11 protein-coding genes are annotated in these 20,851 nt (G+C 33.6%); all 11 read left to right on the top strand.

All coding sequences use genetic code 11. The features are described from left to right. The first annotated feature begins 201 nt into the window (after positions 1-201). The 11 genes from ABXG98_RS08655 to ABXG98_RS08605 all read left to right on the top strand — a co-directional run bounded on the left by ABXG98_RS08655 (position 202) and on the right by ABXG98_RS08605 (position 20,723). Positions 202-4,383 (top strand): serine/threonine-protein kinase, encoded by a 4,182-nt coding sequence (locus ABXG98_RS08655; RefSeq protein WP_353538263.1) that lies wholly within the window; start codon positions 202-204, stop codon positions 4,381-4,383. A gap of 56 nt (positions 4,384-4,439) precedes the next feature. Next, positions 4,440-6,821 (top strand): AAA family ATPase, encoded by a 2,382-nt coding sequence (locus ABXG98_RS08650; protein WP_353538262.1) that lies wholly within the window; start codon positions 4,440-4,442, stop codon positions 6,819-6,821. A gap of 1,066 nt (positions 6,822-7,887) precedes the next feature. Next, complete coding sequence (locus ABXG98_RS08645) at positions 7,888-8,112, top strand: hypothetical protein (protein WP_353538261.1); 225 nt, start codon at positions 7,888-7,890, stop codon at positions 8,110-8,112. Positions 8,113-8,490: 378 nt separating this feature from the next. Then, positions 8,491-10,488, top strand: coding sequence for a winged helix-turn-helix domain-containing protein (locus tag ABXG98_RS08640; RefSeq protein WP_353538260.1), 1,998 nt, complete (start codon positions 8,491-8,493; stop codon positions 10,486-10,488). 300 nt (positions 10,489-10,788) lie between these two features. Then, positions 10,789-11,970, top strand: a complete 1,182-nt coding sequence (locus tag ABXG98_RS08635; RefSeq protein WP_353538259.1) for a hypothetical protein — start codon at positions 10,789-10,791, stop codon at positions 11,968-11,970. A 57-nt stretch (positions 11,971-12,027) separates the two neighbouring features. Continuing rightward, positions 12,028-12,846: a thioredoxin domain-containing protein gene (locus ABXG98_RS08630; RefSeq protein ID WP_353538258.1), complete on the top strand. Its 819-nt coding sequence runs from the start codon at positions 12,028-12,030 to the stop codon at positions 12,844-12,846. A gap of 44 nt (positions 12,847-12,890) precedes the next feature. Beyond that, on the top strand, positions 12,891-14,582 hold the full coding sequence (locus ABXG98_RS08625; RefSeq protein ID WP_353538257.1) for a hypothetical protein: 1,692 nt from the start codon (positions 12,891-12,893) through the stop codon (positions 14,580-14,582). Between the two features lie 92 nt (positions 14,583-14,674). Continuing rightward, positions 14,675-16,054 carry a hypothetical protein gene (locus ABXG98_RS08620; protein ID WP_353538256.1) on the top strand — a complete coding sequence of 460 codons (1,380 nt, stop codon included), beginning with the start codon at positions 14,675-14,677 and terminating at the stop codon, positions 16,052-16,054. Between the two features lie 219 nt (positions 16,055-16,273). Continuing rightward, positions 16,274-18,061 (top strand): hypothetical protein, encoded by a 1,788-nt coding sequence (locus tag ABXG98_RS08615; RefSeq protein ID WP_353538255.1) that lies wholly within the window; start codon positions 16,274-16,276, stop codon positions 18,059-18,061. Between the two features lie 76 nt (positions 18,062-18,137). After that, positions 18,138-19,091, top strand: a complete 954-nt coding sequence (locus ABXG98_RS08610) for a hypothetical protein (protein WP_353538254.1) — start codon at positions 18,138-18,140, stop codon at positions 19,089-19,091. Between the two features lie 18 nt (positions 19,092-19,109). Next, a complete protein-coding gene (locus ABXG98_RS08605) occupies positions 19,110-20,723 on the top strand; it encodes a S8 family peptidase (protein ID WP_353538253.1) in 1,614 nt (537 codons plus the stop codon). Positions 20,724-20,851 lie beyond the last annotated feature (128 nt).

Genomic DNA, 20,851 nt, shown 5'->3' with positions numbered 1-20,851 from the left:
CTTGGTAATTATTAATTAACGGTAGACTTTGCATTTATCAATCCTTAATGAATGACTTCTTGAAAAGAGTAGCACTTTATGTGATTGATTATCTGGTAATTTAATACATAGGCTTTAATGCACTATTAGACTGGTATATATATTCTATTGAAGATATATTTACTTAAACTTATTGAAGTACATAAGGTTTACATGAGTAGTATGTTAGATATAAAAACTAATAAAATAAAAACAGTAAGTAGAAACAAAGCCAAACAATTAAGTTTATCTTTCTATGATACCTATCACTCATCAACAGAAAGCAACACCATTAATGAAAACTTTAAACTACTCTTTGATGCGACTTATGAATATTTTAGCTATATAGAGGCATGTAATGAATTCATTAAGTATTTAATAAAATTGGAGGAACAATTATTTCATGGGCAAGGTATATTAAAGTACTCGAGTGAAGCTGCAATTGCTCTAAAAAACACTGGTGCAGTAAAGTGGATTCATGGTGAAGTGAGCTTGTATCGATGTAAATCCGACATAAATGTTTCATCGCTTGTAAAAAAACTACAGAAGAAAAATGAGCTACTTAAAATAAAAACAGGAGTGATGAAGCATTTATATTCCTTAACACCTAAGAGGTATTCTGTAAGTAATTTAAAAAACAAAGAAAACGAACTAAAATCGGCAAGCTTAGCTAAAATCAAAATGTTTACAAATTTAATTGCTATGTTATTTAAAAGGGTAGTTCCGCCGAAAGGAATAGAAGAGCTTACCACTGTCGTTTTAAATCAATACGACTTGCCACAATTAGAATGTGATTATTTTTTCATAATTAAAGAGTTACTAAATATATACCGGCAGGAAAATAACCTTCAGAAAATTTCTAATTTATCCGAGCTTTATAAGCAAACTTCAACACATATAATTACTCAGCAAAAAAATTTAGAATTTAAATCATTTAGCGAACTTAAGAGTGTTCATAAGCATTATGTGATTGAAAAGTTAACAACATTTGCACTTGATGAAGAAGGACTGTTTATTGTAAATGGAAATCTTACTCAATTAAATAAAGAAGCTTTAATTGCATTTTCTAAACACAAAAATATAAATAATTATTTAAACTACTTGGATAAACTTTGGTTGTTGGGTGTTTCAAGGGAGAGTGCCAAGCCGCTACTAGATGAAGATAGGCAACTCATTACGGATAATCAAATTAATTTGTTTTTAGGTTTAAGCTTTGGAGAGTGCCTAAACCGCATTTACCACTGCTTTTTAAAAAATAAGACGAAAGATACTCAATTAGAGTTTATAGAGCGAAAGTTTATAGCTAGTAGGGAAATTACAGCAAACCAACTTAAAGTACTAATTCATAAAAAAGTCAAAAAAGCATGCTCAACTTTTAAGTTAGATAACAAAATACCATTATCTAGAGCAATCTTTTTTGCGAATGCTTGGTCTACTTGTAATCGAAGCCAATCCGAATATTCTGAATTGTTATCTAGAGTTATTTTGAGGTTAATAATCAATTTAGAAGCTGACGTTGATAATGATCATATTATTGCTACTGAAAAGGCAATAGAAGAAGAGTTATGTTGCATACATCGTCAATTTTATACTCATTACTTATTAGGTAAAATATTTGGAAGAAATTTTAAAGACACTATAGAGGTTAAATATAAAGAGTTTCAAACAGATACTTTCTCAGTATTTAGGCTTTGGTTGTGTTTCTTAATTGCTCAGGAAATAAAAGTTAAAAAAGTTGGATCAATAAAAGCTAAAGTTGATAAGTACTTTCCCTTATTCGTTAATAACCCTAAAAAACCAGCTTCCTATGAAGCCTTTATTGATAGTGGAAGTAAAGAGGGTCAAGTTCCAGAAACTAAAACGTTGATAAGTATTGAGGATGCTGATCTAAGTTTATATCGTGGTAGCGACTCGAAGAAATTTGAAATAGAGAAAGACTTTGAAAGTGAATTACCTGATTACGGTATTAAGCCAATTCATTTTACGAAATATACATCTGATGAATATTTATCACACCTTTGGGATGAACTACTAGGTGTTGATACCAAAGAATTAGTGACACTAGGCCTGATTCACAACTTTATTAAAGTGGCTGGTGATAATCAAGAAAAAGGCATAATTAATCAGTATATGCAAAGCAGAAGGGAATTAAGGGCTAATTTTCGTAGTACAAGGCGACAAGAGTTTTTTCAACACATCAATAGTGAAACATTTCCTCGTATTATTTTTAACTTTAACAAATCTTTTGAAGATAAGCTCAAAGATAAAGTTGAAGTTTTAAGTCATTTAGATTCATTGAATAGTGAACGTTATGTGATTAAAAATCAGCTTGGTCAGGGAGCTTTTGGGGTAGTTTACAAAGCAATAGACTTGATGTTTGAATCGACAGTAGCAATTAAATTAATTCCTCATTGGTTTCATTCTGAAGAAGTGTCAAAAAAGCTTATTAAAGAAGCTGCAATTATGCGTAACTCACAACATGAAAATGTTGTTGTTGTTTATGATTTAGTAAAATTACCTGCTCACAAACTAATTACTGATAATAAATGTAAACTTAATCATTTACATACATTTGATGATGAGGAATATGTTTTTGCTTTGATCATGGAAGAAGTTAACGGAGGGGTAACTTTAGAGCAATACATTGTTTCTCAAGACTGGAAGTCATTAAGCTATGAACAAAAGTTGGATTTTTTTCAGGATATTTGTTTTGGTGTTAATAGTTTGCATAATCAAGGTGTTGTTCATGGAGATTTAAAACCTCAAAACATCCTTGTTGATAAAAAAGGTAAACCAAAAATCTCTGATTTTGGTGTAGCGTCTGATAGTGGTGATAAATCTATAGGTATAGCAAGCCCAGCATTTATTTCAAAAAATGCATTACAAGGAGGAAAGTCTGAATTTCAAGATGATATTTATAGTTTAGGTATGCTTTTGCTTTATATGTTCTCTCCTTCAATAGTTAATGAGTTTAAGGGAAAAAATGTAAGTAAATTAATTGTTGAAAAGGAACTTCTTCATCTTGCATTGTTAAGTCTAATTGCCAACCCTAACGGTGATGAGTATTCTAAAAATGGATATACACACCGTTTTGACTTTACTAGTACCTTATTACTATGCACAGATTTAAACGCGAAGCATTATTATCAAGATATCGTACAGAATATAGATGTTAATACATATGACAGTGGGAAGTGGGATGAGCCTAACCCATACTTATTTTCATTACTCGATGTTATTTATAGGTGTATATCGACAAAAGGAGATAAAACCACAAATTGCCTTTATAATTTTATAAATGAATCGCAACCATCTGAAGTGTATGAAAACATCAAAAAACAAGCTTTGAATGTGAGTGATATTCAACACATAAATGAACTTATCTTTGAAGTGAAGGCAGCGGCACGCAGTGATGTTTTAGAGTTCTACGTTTCTCATTACAGGTGTCTCACAATACCGACCTTTTTAAATGAGGCATTAACTTTAGAAAATCTGGAGTATTACAGTAAGAATGTTGATTTTGAGGAGCTTTGTAAAATTACAGGTGAATTTATAGGAGCGAACCACAGAAAACCTTTTGATGTAGAATTTTTAGGTGGCACTAAATATATTGATAGTAACACTTTTCTTTGGAGTGTAGATAACAAGTTATATAGGGGAAGAGCTAAAGGTTTAGAGGATTACTTTGGCGATGCGTTATATAAATCGAAGCTTCTTGGTGTGATGGAACAAACTTATGGTAATATATTTTCATTAGTTCATGAAGTAGCCAAATTAGAAACAATTCCTAGTTGCTGCTTATCTTTATTAATAAGTATTCAACCATTTTTGATCTACAAACCATTTTCTTTGGGGCCTTTAAAGATGGGATATGATTTTAGGTATGAACTACCTCAAAAATTAGGAGAGAATATAACCTTATTTGATGAAGTTAAAAAGGCATACACCTTGTATCAAGAAGTACTAAATGTTTTTTTCAATTCAGGTAAAGAAGTTGATATTGGATTTGAAAGTGCTGATGCTTCTATGATGCAACCACATCCATTTAGTGGAAATGTAATTGAGTTCAATGCTAAGTTAACTTTGAGTGAAAAATTATCTTTAATTCAAGATGATAACCTTATTGTATCTATTAGATCTTTTGTCTCAACTAAAGGAAATAAGTCATTTAATAGCTTTTATGATAGTTGTTTTGATTATCAAGAGCTTAAAGAATTAGTAGAAGAATGGAAAAATTTAGACGATGAAAATGCAATAGATGGATATATTGAAGTAAAAGATAATTATGTAGACTCAATTGAATATAAGCTGTTAAAAATGTATCAAGAATCTGGTAACAAAGAAATTGAAATATTCTCTCGCTGAGAATCAAAATAACAGATAATTATTATTAAATAACTCCTCAACACGAGGAGTTTTTTATGCAAACAATAAACAGAAATAACCAAACTATTACATTATCTACAACCCCAACTCATTTCAAGGAGTTGAATGCTTTTTCTATAGTGGTGCTTCAGAAAGTATTTGGTGATGAAAATAATAAAGCGTTAATTTCAAGTGCATTCAAGTTCGTAGAATCTATAGAAAACTTCAATTTAATTTATGGGTTAGGTGGTAAGTCTACAAAGATGATTGAGGAAATAGAGCATTCTTCATTTATTTATAGTCGGTATCATCAGTCGATATTGTCGCAAAACAAACTCTTAAAAAAATGTCGCCAGGCCAAGAATATTCTAATCTCTCAAGGTAATGAGCATGCTAGAAGTAAGTTTCTCAAAAACATAGAGCAAATTAATAAAATTAATAATTACTCTGACGAATATAAAAATTGCGCCTTAAATAATATTGATGATGATATTTTAATCTCAGCCTTTGCTCATATTTATAAAACGTCTGTTGGCGAATCACTATTGAACTACTTTATTGATTACAAGCATGACCTTCATGCAAAGCTCGCAAATGCTAGAACAACACCCTTAGAAGATTCCTTAATAGCTTTAAATGATATAGTTAAGTTATTAGAGGCTAGCTTGCGTGATCCTTCTTTAATTTCTATTGAACCTGTAGATAGAAGCTATAAGAGCATTACACTCAATAAATTATTCAGGCTTTTGCAAACAGATGAAGAGATGTTTCAATTGTGTTGTGCGGACCTACACGCTCGTCGCCTTGCTAAAATTGTGTTACCGCTAGCCAATGACCTAAAAGAACAATTTTATTCTTTATTAAATAAAACTAAGGTGAACTCGATAAGGGTCGAAGTAAATGCATTAGAAGCTAAGCTTTTTAAGGAGAGTAAATTAAAGTTTCAAAATAAATCAGAAGATGAGCTTTCAAAAGTCAGTGATGAGTGGGAAGAGTCATTGTTCCGTAAATCTTATGGTGCAGTTAGAGAATTAGATCGGCTAATTAAGATTAGAACTAATAAATTTAAAGAGTTTGATACTAACTTAGTTCAACAATTAGCTCGACCTTATGTATTCACTGAGATAACGCAGTTTAAAAGTGACAGTATTCGTCAAATGTTGAAACGAGTAGGGTTGAGTGTATTAGAAAAAGCATTTTTCTTCGCAAAAGATGATCCTTCTATAGAGTACGTATATGAGGTTTCTCCATCACTTAAAGAAACGCTTAATAATCGTTTTGCACAGATATATGACTTTGATGATACGGATGCTGCTTTTCGCGCTCAAAAAGATATTCTTCACTTTTTAAATAATATTGAAGCGATTGGTGATGTTGAAAGCAAGAGTATAAAACCAGGAGTAGAAGTTAAAAAACAACCTAAAGAGAGAAGAATTGATGTTTTAAGTGATAGTTGCAGAGTTGAAACTAAAGCTGTATTTGATAGAGCAAGTCTTGAAATTATTTCACTTGAGCGGGATGCTATGGGGGAAAATGGTAGTGAAATTATTAAAAATATTTTAGAACAAGGAGAGAATAAAAAAGTTCTCTATGCTACTGAGAACATGATTGTACAAGCTAAAGAAATGTTTCGATTATTTCCAAACTTCTCACAACCATTAGAGGAGATATTAGTCAGTTTAAAAATATCATTACTGACTAATCAGCCAATTGAATTCCCTGTAATATCCCTACAAGGTTTGCCAGGTATAGGAAAAACTCAATTTGTAAAAACATTGTGTAAATTATTAGGCTTTGAATTCTACGACATTTCGATCGCCTCAATGGGTAGTAAGCATGACTTGGTTGGTGGTAGCCATCAGTTTAAAAACTCTAGCATTGGCGAAATTGGTCGAAGCTTATTACTTAAAAGTGAAACGTACCAACCTTGTTTGTTACTTGATGAACTTTGTTTGGCAAAAGATGGTACTGATTACTCAATAGTGCCTTGTTTATTGTCACTTCTAGATAGCGAACAAAGGAAGAGTTTCAAGGAGCGGTTTCTTGACATAGAAATAGATTGTTCTGGAATACTGCTGTTCAGCACTACAAATAACATAGAGAACCTCCTACCCGCGGTTCGCTCTAGGTTAACCAGCTTTGATATATCTCCTCCTAATAGTACAGAAATGCGGACAATTTGTAATGAAATATATAAATCGTATGTTAAAGAAAAGAATTTAACTTCCCTATTTAGTGAAAGCTTATCTTCACAACTTTGCTTGTTATTAAATGAAAAAGTACCCAGAGAAGCAAAGGCTATGATTATTTCTGGTATTAAAAGGGCGCTGATTAGAGCAAGTAGCAGACAAAGCCTTATTACAGTAACATGTGAAGACTTGACTCAAGCTGTGGAGGTTAGTCGTACAGAAAAGCCTACCATTGGTTTTATTCATTAAAAGGGCATATAAAGTAAACATTGAAGGGCTGGTTAGAGCAGTGGAATATTTCCAATTGAGGTGGCGTATGCCACCTCAAGGGGGATAAAAATGAATAGGTCTTAATAATACTGAGTTAGAGCTGAGTTTTTTACTTACTAATAAATGATTATCTATTGTCGTTTTCATCGTTGGCAATATGGATGAATGAGTTTGGGAAGTGAGTTACTTCTGATTCAGTTAACCATCCGTCAGGGACACAATTTTATACCTTTCCATCAACATGTCTTGACTTAGGGCCGAATTTGCTAATGTGGTTAATGTCAATATTGCAAGCATATTGGCTAGCTTTTTAATTGACTCAAACAATGATTTTAAATCCTTTCCAACTAATTTTATGTACGTGTATATATGTAGTGGGTTTCAAATAAAGTACTTTAACGCACAAGTTAAGTTCCTTGATTTTCAGAAGACGCATTTATAATTATCCCTTTTTCTAACCACTAGGAAATTAATAGCTAAGTTTTACTTCCTGAGGAACAGAGTAACGAATAAGTCGCTTAGTCTTAACCCACAAGTGAGAACAGAGATCTAGCTTTTCAACAATAAACGAGGTTACTGGTAGCAGCAATTATTTGGTGGTGTTTATATTACCTTTTACATAGCTCGAATCTGATGATGTGGTTAGGAGCTGCCATTTGTGCCAGCCATTGTAATAACTGCTTTTATCTTTCAAAGAGATATGTATACAGAGTTTGAGTAATTAATCGTATTAAATTTTTTAAGGAGAGCTTCTTATGGTAGTAGTTATTTTGTTTTGGTGGGGATTGTTTAGCTGGTTGTATTATGACTCGTTTGTTTTGGATTGGTGGATAGAGATTTGTTTTTACTTTGAATATTTTTCATGTGTTTACTTTGATTCATTTTGCCCAAGTAATGGTGTTATACAGCGTTACGCAGTTGATGAAGACACCTTTTTATATTTCGCATTTTGGACGGCGATACCATTTATTTATCCATCTTACGTAAGGATGCGATTGGGTGGGTAGAATGTAGATTTTAACAAAGAAGTATTAGGAGAAAAATTATGAAAGAAATAAAAAATATTAAGACAGTTAAGGTAGAAATATCAGAGGGGTTATTAACTAAATTAGCCTGGGCATTCCCAGCAGGAAACGTTGAGCAAAGAGTCGAATTTTGTTTAAGAATGGTTGTCGAGGAATCAGAAAAGGTTGAAGGTGGTGTTCGGTACCCGGAAGATCGATTACCCTGCAAATCATTCGAGCATGTGAGGACATTGAATAAGCAATAAATGAAGCTGAACAAAAAGAGAGCACTGTTTACCCTGAAGATTTCTTGCCTGGCGGAAACTTTGAGCATGTCACACTTATATCTTAATTCACTATGAAAGGTATTGTTATCCCCGCTACGCGAATGCTCTATGCTACTTCAATGTCCCTGTTTTACTTTTTATTAGGTGGAAATGAAAACTGGGACATTAATACCTTAAATTAACTTTTAAAGCGTTATGAATTATAGAGACGAAAAGAAAATCATGGTATTATTTTTTATAGACAGAATATTGTTAATTTCTTGTTAAATAAGTGTTTTGTGACTTCTTTTTTTCATATTCATCTTCATCTTCATCTTCGTTTTGTTTAAACAATATTGAAAATATAAAGGACATCTTTTGTATCAAATAGGCTCATGGAATGTAATCCCCGAAGAATCTAAAATTTCATCTGAAAATTCTGACATTCAACTAACATCTCTAAGTATGACTATTTTATGCTGCTTAATTGCGCATAAAGGTGGAATTGTTTCTAAAGAAAAGCTTATTGAAGAGTGTTGGAATGGTCGGTTTGTTAGTGATGATGCTGTCAGGCAGGCAATTAAAGAACTTAGAGGTTATTTAGGTTGCAATAGCAAAAAGCCATCTTACATCGAAACTATTCGTAAGCAAGGCTATCGCCTTTTACCAAAAACCTTCGTTGTTGATGAAAAAGTCACACCAACTGTTCAACCAACAAAAAATTATACAAAGGTTTTCCTGAGTGTGGCTGCAATTTTTATTTTTTCTCTATCTATTTTTTTATTTGCTTATGAGAAAAGCCCTTCATTTGAGCTTGATAATGACTTCACCATTGTTACTTTTGATAAAAGGGTTGAAAGTGAGTATGTCGTTAGTGGTTTAAATTGGGATGCATACTCTCTATTCAAGCCAAAGACAATTAATTCTGACAAGATCATTATACGAAATGAGAAAAAGCAGGTTATCCATGAAGTTTTTCCTTCCAGCGCTTCTGAAGATGCATATGTAAGGCTTCCTACATTCAGCCCCGATGGTAAGAAGCTAGCCTATTTAGATTACTCCCCCAAAAATTGTAGAATAAATATAATCTCTATCGATAATGCTATAGTTAAAAGTCTAAATGAAATTAAATGCACAGAAACTGATGGTTATGTAGCGATTGAATGGAAAAATAACCAATCTGTTTACTATAGTACCTCTGTTAGCATGGCAGTTCCTTTGGCGCTTAAACTACTTGATTTATCAACGTCAGAGCTTACTCAAATCACAAACCCTGCTACAGGTGGTAGAGGAGACCATCATGCTAGACTTTGCGCAAATGGTGAACTTTTAATTTTGAGAAGTATCGATTGGTCAAACAGTCAATTAGTCGTATTTGATCCTGTTCAAAATAAGGAGATCTTGCATAAAAATATATCGGGAATAATCAATGCGGCAGACTGGAGTGATAACTGTAATCAAATAATTTTAGCAGTAAGAAACAATCCTTTAGCTGTTTATGACTTGGTTACAGACCAATTTACTTACTTAAATGACTTTCATGATATCGAGTTTTTAGATGAAAATAATGGTTTTCTTTATCTAACAGAGGGAGATTGGTTCAATTACAGCATTTCATCCGTCAACCTTAATAGTAAATTCGAAAAAGAAGTAGTCTCTTCAAGTCGAAGTAACTCAAAATATACCCGAAAAGCAAATTCAAATGATTTTGCATTTGTCTCAAATAGAACAGGACTGCCGCAGATTTGGTTGAAGTCTAACAAGGAATCCAGGCAGCTAACTTTTTTTAAAGAATATACAGAAATAAAGTCCTTAACATGGTCGTTTGAAGGAGAAAAATTGGTTTATTTTTCCAACAATATTGTTTATCAATTTAATATCATAAACGATCAGCTTTCTACATTATTTAAATCACAGGGAGATATTAGTAGTTTAATCACTCTTAGCGAAGGCAAATGGCTATTTAGCACTTTTATTGAAGATCATTGGTCTGCATATTTATATAATGAGTTAGAGTCTTCTATTCAGTTGCATAGCAACCAACCAATTCAAGAGTTCTATAGAAATTTTAATAATGAAATTTACTTTGCGACAGCTAATTATGATATCTATCGTTATGACTCTATTAGCTTAAATCATAAAAAGATAAGTAGGCGTCATGGTAATACATATAATTGGCAAGCATTAAATAATGTCGTGTTTTTTGTCGACTATGATCAAAATATTTATAGAATAGATAATACTTCTGATAAAAAAACTGTAGTTTTGGAAGATTTTGGCGTTAATTCTTTTCAGTTTATTGATAAGGAGAATATTGTCTTTTCTAAAATTGAAGATGGCAAAGTTGACGTTAAAAAGTATAGGTATACAAACTAAGAAAGCTATAAGTTGACTTTTCTTTAGGAATTGCAAATCAAGCTAGTTTAATTTCCAAATGATCTTTGTTGGTTGAATTCCACCCGCTTTTTGTTGTTTTTTATACTGATCTGCACTTCCTCACAATAAACTCACATTAATCTCACGCTAACTCACAATGTTTCAGCCTTATTTTTGTTATGTTTTTTTTCGGCATTTGGTCTTTTATCTTATTAATATTTAACTATTTAATTTCAAAATGTATAGCAGGAAAGTATCAATGCCTTTTATATTCAATTAGCTTTAAAGGTGTAGGCTGAAATGATGAAAAAGTTGGTATCAATTATTGGAGTATCTAGTCTTTCTATAATGTTAGCTGCTTGCGGTGATTCTAGTGAAGAGAACTCAAATGAAAATAGTGGTAACTATATTCCACCAAGTAGCTCTGTAGTATCAGGGCAGTTTTTTAACTCAAACGAAACAGGTAAGTATTTTTCTAGCGAGAAGTCACCTCATTTCGCTCAATACGGACAAAATGCGCGTCACTGCTATCAAAATTATAACGACTATTATTTTGAATCTGATAAAACTATGGTGTTTGGGAATCCTGATTTGCCTCCAAGTGATTTTAAACAAGCGGCAAGTTGGGTTGAAAATAATTTTGCTAGTGCACTAACTTCAATGGGAATATCTGAACAGGAATTCTTTGAACAGCGCACAAATATCACGTTTTTTGCATTAAGAAACTTAAGAGCGTGGCTATATTGGAGGGATATCAATAATTTTACTTATCCAAATGAATTCGAACAATGGAATGATTCTCAGAAATATGACTGGGCGACAAAGACAGTTAAAAGTATGTCAACAGATGACGCTGTTAACCTTATTCTTAGTAGTGATTTACACTATAGCAGTAGAGAAGAGCTGATTATCGAGGATAAAATTTATGTTTGCCTTCATGAGAATAATCAGCCTTGGGGATGGGGTGAGGGTACCGCGATGGGGATCACCATTGGAGCAGAGTCGATTGTTACCCCTAATAATGTTGATAAGATTATTCAACACGAGTTAATTCACACCATCCAGAACGTTCTTTCTACCGATTTTGATGGTTTTAAGCTTCCTCGTTGGTTTAGTGAAGGTCAAGCAGTTTACCTTAGTGGTATGAGTGTGGCTAAAAAAGCTGATCATAATGAGTACGATCCAACTTTGGTTGTTTATTATTCTGATGAATATGGAGATATCTCTTTAGCTTATGAGCATTATGCCTTGGCTTATCAATATATAAAGGATGTAAATAGTCAAACCACTATCATTACAATGATGAAAAACTTAAAAACACTCACCTTTGATTATTCAATTCAACTAAATTCAGAGCTTGATGAAGATCATAACTATGTTGAAGTTTTTAATAACCACATGAAACAACAAAATGGTAGCCCACTCACCGTAACTGAGTATCGAGATAATTACCATTCTCTGATGAGTAGTTATGCAAATTAATTAATATCGCTTTCCCCAAATAACAACTAAATGCTTCATAAAGCAAAGGAAAATTAAATGTATAAATTATTTTTATTGATGTTTATTGCAACCATCTTTTCATTCAACACTAGTGCGACAAATATTGATCCACAAATGCAACAAGCAATGAAATCTTTTCAGTCTACTACCCGATATAAGATAAAAGGTATTTCAAGAACACCAACACCAGGTTTTTTCATTGCTTTAACCAATAACGGTATTATGCCTTTTAATTATGATGGCAAGCTACTATTAACAAAAGATAAGGCTTTTCATGCGGAAGTTAAGGGCCCTATAACGGGCAATGCATTAAAGGAAATTCGCCGAGAGGCTTTATCCGAAATAGATCCCGAAAGTATTATTGTAATTAAGCACGGAAGTGGCGCTGAAAAAATCATACAGTACAGTGCTATAGACTGCCCTTATTGTATGCGTCAAGAAAACATCTTGGCAGATATGTCTGTTGATGTCTCACTGTATTTAGTACCAACGGTTCTCGATAAAGCAAACTGGCCAATCCTTGAAAAAATTATGTGTAGTGCTAATAGAGCTGCTGCTTGGAGTAATTACATGTTAAATAAAGAAGTCCCAAGTAATAATGGTAAGTGCTATTGGTCTGATAATTATTCCTCTGTAGGTATTGATGCGTATAGAACGATAGTGCTTCAAACCTTTGCTACACCACAAATGATCTATGGTGATGGTGTTGTTACATCATTTACTCAAGAAAACCCTCTTGGAAAAAAAACCTCAACAATTAGTGAAAGTGATAATTTTTTCAATCCATCAACAATTACAACCTCGTATTTTTCTAAAGACGTTTATAAACCTAAAAAGAAATTTAGTTTTTTCTAGACTTTACCACCTCAATTAACACGATATTAATTTTAAGGAAAAAGATGAAATTATTACCAACATTAATATGTTTTTTCAGTCTTAGCTTGCATGCAGCCACAATCAATATTACTTACCTTGATGAAGCTGGTGTTGGGTTTAATAGTACAGAGTCTTATACTCCAACTACTGAAAACCCTGCAATAACTTTAGGTGAAGCAAGGCGTTATGTTTTAGAACGTACAGTGAGAATGTTCAGTACCCAATTTAATAATGACACCCCTATTTTTTGGGGAGTCAAGTTTGGAGAAATTGAAGGTTATGGGGCTTTAACATTAGGTCCTTCGATGCGTGAATACTCTCAAGGTACGCCCTCAGATGAATTTGGTATTTTAAAATACGGTTTACATTATCCAAACTTATTAAGGGATGCTTTATTAAATAGGATCGATAGAACCATTCCTAAATCAGGTGAACAGACTGAGTATGATGCTCGAACGACATTTACATCATATGCTAAGGATTACAGCTTTTCAGGAACAGATAATGGACATAGATTTTCAGCAACAGTTCTTCACGAGTTAGTTCATCTAATCGGTTTTGCCTCATTGGATTGCTTAAATGGGTGCATTCCGCAGCCAATATCTCATCCTGGTCATTATAATCAGTTTGTTTATGTTGAAGGTGATTATGATAAAGCTTGGAATGAGTTAACACTTTCAGAAAAAGAAGACGCTGGGATGCTTGATAATATTCTTTACTTTAAAGGTAGTGATTCCACCTTAAGTTTTGCAGCCAATGAGTTGTTTTCTGGGGTAACTGAAAATGGCATAGGCTTACACTCTGGAACAAATGATGATGGTAGTTGGGATAGTCAAAGTGTTAGCCATGTTTCACCAGAAGTAACGCCAGCACAATTAATGTATTCAGCAGGGGCTGATGTAAACGAGTTAGGGGCTGCTGCTTATATTCTTTGTGACATTGGGTGGTGTAGGAATGATGGTTTTGTTGCGGATTTATCAGTGACATCAACAAATGAAGTATCAATAAAGCCAAATGTTGATTCAACTCTTAGTGTTGAAATTGCAAATTTAAGCAGTGATCAGGTTAACAACATATTCTGGGAGTTTGAAATTCCTGAAGGCGTAGATATTGATGAAAGTTCTTCGACCACTGGCTGTAAAGTTCTTGATAAAAATGTTGTATGTGAAATTGTTGAGCTTTTTCCAGAGCAATATATTGATATTGATATCGCCATTAAAGCAGGTGAAGGGCAATACGTTGTTGACAGTAAACTATATTCCAAATCATTTATCGTTGACCCTAAAGGCGATAATAATTTAAATATTCTTAAAGTTACTTCTGAAGAATCTCCGTTTCCTACAGTCACATTGGATGACTCGTACAGGTTCACTTCTGGTGATGTGGTTTTTATCACACCTCAATATGCAGAAAATTCTGATGATAGACTTACTTTCAGTTGGGCAATTAAAAGTGGATACGAGCTTTTATTTGAGCAAAATGCAAATACAGGCGTATTAAGTTTTACTGCGCCAGAAGTCACTAATTCACAGTTAACAACACTAGTATTAACAATTACTAGTAAAGGTAGAACAGAAGAAAGAGAAGTAACTATTTCTATAGCCTCTAAACCAGTCGAGCCTGAAGTTACACCTAAAAAAAGTAGTGGTGGTGGCTCTATTGGCATGTACCTGCTGTTGCTTGTCGCAATAGTCAGACTTAAGCAGAATAAATAGATTTAAGTTTTTGAATATCTGATAAATGACGTTTTATCTCGATGTTATAAATAATTACATGTTTAAAACATAAATGTTTTATAAGGAACACCATGAACACCATAAAAAATTTGTTAATAATTTTAGTGCTTACTCTTTTGGTTTTTAATGATGTATTGGCGAATCAAATCATTAATAAAAAGAATAAATTAGTGCCAATGAATATTGTTGGTTTACCAGATGATCTCAAAGGCATAAATGATATTTCAATTTTTAACAAAGGTGAAGATTCTCAAAGGCTGTTGAAGGCGTTTGTTGCTGAGCAATATAACAAACGAGTGCCTAAAGCTCCATTTATTGAAGTTGATACTAGCGGTCGTGATTCTGTGCACCGTCCGGGGTTTATCAATGGAGTCGAAGAATATGACTTGATCGCAAAAGGCTATAGTAATAACAGTCGCTTTAAACAGAAAAAAGCAATTAAAGCAGGTAATGAGTTATTAAAAAGCTACTCTAATGATATTACATGGCTTAAAGGTAAACGATATTTAGTCAAAGTTGATGCTCAAGGATATTACCCTTTTAATTTTGAACAGATGTCAATGGGCGTGATTTTTGGTCACCCCCTTGATTGCTTTAATGAACCAAAATTACTTATCAAAAACCATTTAGGTTTTTCTTCATATAATGCCCCTCTGATAGCAGGAATTTCAAAAGATAAAAATATCCATCTACAAAAAATTGAGAAAAATAATCGAGGGAAGTGTCGAGTTGATTTTGCATTTGATGACGAAGTTAAAGCTGAACAATTTGATGATGCAATGGCAAATTATCCAGTTCAACTTTATGCGGTAATAGAAATGACTAAAAATAAGCTAGATCATGCTCATATCGCAACAATTAAAGATGTATTCGTTACTCGTATCAACAAAGATGAAACAGAGCAATTTCTTGCTAGAAAATTTAGTGATGTAAATAAAGATAGCTTTATTGTAACTAAGGAGCACGCTCTTAAACTTTCTACAGACTCATATAATGATGACTTAGCTAAACAAATAGCAACATTAGCAAATATTGATTTGCATAAAGAACTAGCAAAAATTAGTCACTCTGTGTTTGCAATAGATAGAGAGCAAAACATGTTTTTTAGGTATCAACCGAGTCAAAAAAAATTACACTTTATTGAGCGATACCAAGGTAAAGACGGTAAACAAACCCAATCAATGGCGGAATATTCTCTTTCAAAAATGGGTAACACTTGGGTTGCTAAACATGAGAAGAGTACTGCGGGTGCCAGCAACTTTCATAGCCTTTTGTATGCAAAAGCAGAATATAAAGGAGAAATTACATTTGTATCGCCTGTTTGCAGCGATTTAAAACAAGAAACAACGGCTTCAACTTATAGTTGTGAATACGAAATAACTATTAAAGAAGCATTTAATGCTGAACCATGGAACCAATGGGTAAGCAATGCTGTTTCTAATGAACTATAAAGTTTAGTTAAGTGGCAACTTTGTGAGTTGAGTAACCATTCTCACAAGGTTGCTTCTATTTCTATTCAAATACTTGATGATTGTTCAGTCATAAATGAAATCACTATAAATTCTCTCTTGCACACATTTCCTGAGAATCTCAATGACAGTTATTAACCCTATTCTATTTTCTCAATTTTAGTGAGGTTTTTTCCTCGATATTTTGCATTAAGGATAAACATGAATAAATTCTTCTTATTTTTAGGCCTTTGTTGTTTTACAGCATCAGGGACAACAATAAATATTAAATATTCAGAAACTGAAAAAGATAACAAGGTTGGTTTTTATGATAGGACTGTTAGAACTCCAACAGATGATAACCCAGGTGAAACTGTGGGTGAGGCGAGAAGATATGCGCTAGAGTATGCTGCTAAGATGATTGAATCACAAGTTCATAGTGAAGCAGATATTTTAATAGACGTATTTTACAGCTCTGGCATTCCTTATGCTGCATCCACTATCTCCAATACTTACACTCATAGGGAAACATCAAATTATGATGGTTACGGTATTCTTAAAGATGACGTTAAGTATTCTGAGCTTATTAGACGTATGCTTCAAAATGATACCAACGAAATGCCTAAAAATTACAATGATGCAGTGATGCAGTTTAACTATAAAGGCAGCAATTTTGAAATTAACCCTGTTGACGGTGTAGATGCTGGCTTTATTCATCTTGCTCTGCATGAAATGGTACATGCATTGGGTTTTGGTCGAATGTCATGTATTGGTGAATGTACTGATGAATCAGCAGCTCAAATAAGTCAGCTTTCAGATCATATTTATGTCGTTGCACCTTACGATAGCAAATGGGACGAAATGTCCTTATCAGATAAAAATTTAGCTGCGGTAGAAAGCAACAAGATTTTTTACTACGGCAATCAAGCTATGGTTGATTACTTATTTGATAATTTAACAACAGGAATTAATGACAATGGTATTGAGCTGCATAGCGAGCCGTTAAGCGATGGCACTATTAGCGGCCAAACATTAGGTCATCTATCACCTAATGTTTCACCAGCTCAGCTTATGACATCACGTGTAGGCAATACTCTTAGTATTGGAGCTTCTGCATATATTCTTTGTGATATTGGTTGGTGTCGAAATGATGGTTTTGTAACTGACTTTGAATTAAATGCTGTTCAAAACGAACGATTAAACCCTAATGAATTAACATTACTTAGGTATGGCTTTTCAAACCCTAATGATCATGTATTAGAAAACGTATTTATTGAATTTAATGTTTACGAAGCCTCGGTTATAAATTTCAATGAATTAAATTCTAAGTGTGTTCTTGATGGTGCCATTATTACTTGCAATATTGGTGATATGGCTGCATTTGAAGAGCAATCTATAGATCTTCCTTTCAGTGCGCCAATTGGTGCTTACAGGATAATGTCAAACATCTACTCTAAATCACACGTAGTAGATATTAATGGCTTTAATAATGTTGATGTCCAAATTGTAAAAGTAGGACAGGTTGAGTTTCCAGAAATTGCTATTGAGAGTGGATATTCATTTGAATCTGAAAGCTCTATTAGTTTAGCCCCTACATTTGAAACAAACAGTGCTTTAACTTTTAATTGGTCAATTAATTTAGATTCTTCACTTGCTGTCGAGTTTCAGCAAAATAGTCAAACAGGTGAATTAACCTTCGATGCACCTACTGTGGCAGAAAACTCATCTATTTCGTTCACGCTTGTTGTAACTTTTGAAGATAAAACTGAAAGCTTTGATGTAATGGTTACTATCACGCCTAGGGCTGATGATACAGGAACTGGTACCGATACGGGGTCAGGGTCAAACAACGGTTCAGGAACTGGGAATGGTTCTAGCTCCAATAACAATAATCAGATAACAGCACCAAATAGTAATGATGAATCAAGTGGAGGTTCATTCAATTTATTCTTCTTATTAATGATTTTGAGTGAGTTTGTAAAAAGGTGTTTAACAACATTCAGAAATTAATTATCAAACCTGAATTCAAAAAATATTGAGTATTCAATATCAAATAGATCTAATAATCGATCATGGAGTATGTAGTATGTCGAAATTAAATAAACAGCTATTCATTTCAGCTTGTAGCGCATTAGCGTTAAGTGCATGTGGGGGAGGTGGTGGAAGTGAAGAAACCAAACCTATATCGCCACCTCCAGCTCAAGTTGTACCCACGTTAAGCTTATATTTGGATCAATCTACTTTAACGGTAAATGAAAAAGAGCAAGGAACTATTGGTATAACCATCACTTATACGGGCCAATCAACTATTGATTACACTGTTTCACTTTCTTCTGATATATCAGGTGTTACAGCAGAAATTGCAAATGAAGAACTTAAAGTAAGTGCAAGTGAGTTAGAAAATGAGCATGTAATAACTCTCATTGTTAAAGCATCTTCTGCTGCTGATAACTTATCGGCAGAGCAAACTGTCGATATCACTCTTAGTAACTCTTCTGTTGCAACTGTCATTGATGAAGTGGGGCTTTGGACAGATGTTGATGCTATTTTTAAATTTGATGATTTTGACTTAGTAGCACCAATTTATGCAAAAGCTGCTTATTTTAATAACGCGTTAACAAATGCTGAGTATCAAACAAAAATTTCAAATATTTCAACAATAAAAGCTGAGGCAGTAAGTAAAAAATCATCTGAAGAAAATACTTTGTTATCTGTTGCTGTTGCTGACTATCAAGAAAATTCAATCACAGAAACTGAACTAGTTGCCATGTTAAATGGTGTGAAAATTTTAGCAAATAATGAATATAACAAGCTTGCAGAACAAATTAATGAGTTAGCAGAACTTACGGATGAGACTTTGCCTTTATTGTCTGTTGAGTCTTTTGGTTATGTTAACGAATTAGGTGTTTTTTCTGGTGTGATTGGAGTTGAAAGCATGGGGACATTCAAGGAAGGAGAGTGGTATTTTTCTGAGACCTATCAATTTCTCGAACCCTTAATTCCTGCTCTTGGCAAAAATAATGAATGTTCAGCTAACTAATTAAAAAGGGAACATAATATGAAAACATATATTTTATCTGCATTGGTTAGTCTGTTTTTTATCAATGCTGTTTACGCAGAGGAAGCTACATTAGTGGTAAAAGAAGTGGGCACTAAGCATTATAAAACAATTGTGGTTGATGCTACTGAAATTGAGAAAATTAAAATCAGTGATTTGTATGAGTCTGTAGAAGAAGAAGTATGGCTTAAAGCACCAAAAACGGTAACAAAAAAACGAAAAGCGAGAACAAATAAAGCTACTAGTCAGAACTTACAAAGTAATAGTATTCAAAGTGCTGGTGAACAAATACCTAATGATCCTGAGCTTTCATTACAGTATTACTTTCAAGATAAATCATTATATGAAGGCTCTAGTGAAATATTAAAAGCAATGACAAAATCAGTACAAAATAAAAAGCTAAGAATAGCGGTAATTGATGGCGGCTTTGAAGATCACGAAGATTTAGAATGGGCATATGGATATAACTTCTTTCGAGAATGGGGCGAAGTTCGGGGTCCAGAATTTAGGGATTTAACTGAAGAACAAAAAATGTGTACAGGAGGTCATGGCTTAGGTGTAGCGTCAATTATTGGTGCAAAATCTAATAATGGTATTGGTATATCAGGAATTGTTAATGGTGAAATGATCGCTTTAAGAGCTTTATCTTGTGGTATAGGGCCATTATCGGGTGTTGCAGATGCTATTTTACATGCGGCTGGTGCTGAAGTTGATGATATTCCTGTTATCCCTCAAGTCGATATGATCAATATTAGTATGGGTGGAGAGTTACCATCTTGCCCATCATATCTACAAGATGCGATAGATTATGCCAATGGCAAGGGCATTATGATTTTTGTTGCAGCTGGTAATCAAAATGTAGATGCTAATGGTGTTGTACCTGCGCAGTGTAAGGGAATTTTTGTAACCGGGGCAACTGAGCAAAGTGGTTATAAAACAGAATTTTCTAACTATGGCTCTAAAGTAGATGCTATGGCTGCTGGATATGATGTTATTGGTTATTCATCTGACGGTATTCTTGGATGGTGGGAGGGGACTAGTCAAGCATCACCTCTTGCATTAGGCATTGCGGCCTTAGGTTTACAGCATAACCCTGATTTGTCACGTGAAGAGTTGTTTACTTATTTAAAAGTCACGGCAGACTCTATTCGTGAAGACGTCCCTAGCTCAGATCAAGACTGCACAGGTGATCGTTGCGGTACAGGGCTATTAAATGCCGATAGCTTTATGGATTATGTTGTCGCATCAACAAATGGTGGCGTTTATAAACTACGTCATGCTCTGTCATCTGATACTAGCTGTGATCAAATGTTATATTTATCTCAACTAGGTAATACCTTACCTTTATGTCAAATGTATGAGTTAGTTATTGCTGACGGAGAGGGGGGGTCAACTAACGAAATGCAACTTGTAAGAGTTTCCAAAGGTGAAGCCATGCTTGAAGAAAATACTGAATTCATTGTTAGTACTTTTGAAAAAGTAGTGTTACTCGAAGACATTGACAACGAAGCTTATGATTACGGCATTAGAGTTTGCTCAGATGAATTGTGTGAGAATACTCCCATCATAAAAGTTGAAACTGACGAGGCATTTTTACCTGCGGTATGTCAGTGATTTGTCGATAATGTTGTAGTTATTATTTCCCCCGCTTCGCGGCATATTCTATGTCCTAGTTTTGTTTATTTACTATATAAAATGAAAACTGGGACATAAATATTCACTAAATTATTAATTGAAATTAT

The organism is Colwellia sp. KU-HH00111 (assembly GCF_040362745.1).
GTDB lineage: Bacteria > Pseudomonadota > Gammaproteobacteria > Enterobacterales > Alteromonadaceae > Colwellia.
Note: the sequence above shows the minus strand (reverse complement) of the source record. Positions and strands in the feature narration are given on the sequence as shown.

Excerpts from the sequence above, each read along its gene's own strand:
- ABXG98_RS08655 (WP_353538263.1), top strand. The coding sequence starts at position 202 with ATGTTAGATATAAAAACTAATAAAATAAAAACAGTAAGTAGAAACAAA.
- ABXG98_RS08650 (WP_353538262.1), top strand. The coding sequence starts at position 4,440 with ATGCAAACAATAAACAGAAATAACCAAACTATTACATTATCTACAACC.
- ABXG98_RS08645 (WP_353538261.1), top strand. The coding sequence starts at position 7,888 with ATGAAAGAAATAAAAAATATTAAGACAGTTAAGGTAGAAATATCAGAG.
- ABXG98_RS08635 (WP_353538259.1), top strand. The coding sequence starts at position 10,789 with ATGATGAAAAAGTTGGTATCAATTATTGGAGTATCTAGTCTTTCTATA.
- ABXG98_RS08630 (WP_353538258.1), top strand. The coding sequence starts at position 12,028 with ATGTATAAATTATTTTTATTGATGTTTATTGCAACCATCTTTTCATTC.
- ABXG98_RS08625 (WP_353538257.1), top strand. The coding sequence starts at position 12,891 with ATGAAATTATTACCAACATTAATATGTTTTTTCAGTCTTAGCTTGCAT.
- ABXG98_RS08620 (WP_353538256.1), top strand. The coding sequence starts at position 14,675 with ATGAACACCATAAAAAATTTGTTAATAATTTTAGTGCTTACTCTTTTG.
- ABXG98_RS08615 (WP_353538255.1), top strand. The coding sequence starts at position 16,274 with ATGAATAAATTCTTCTTATTTTTAGGCCTTTGTTGTTTTACAGCATCA.
- ABXG98_RS08610 (WP_353538254.1), top strand. The coding sequence starts at position 18,138 with ATGTCGAAATTAAATAAACAGCTATTCATTTCAGCTTGTAGCGCATTA.
- ABXG98_RS08605 (WP_353538253.1), top strand. The coding sequence starts at position 19,110 with ATGAAAACATATATTTTATCTGCATTGGTTAGTCTGTTTTTTATCAAT.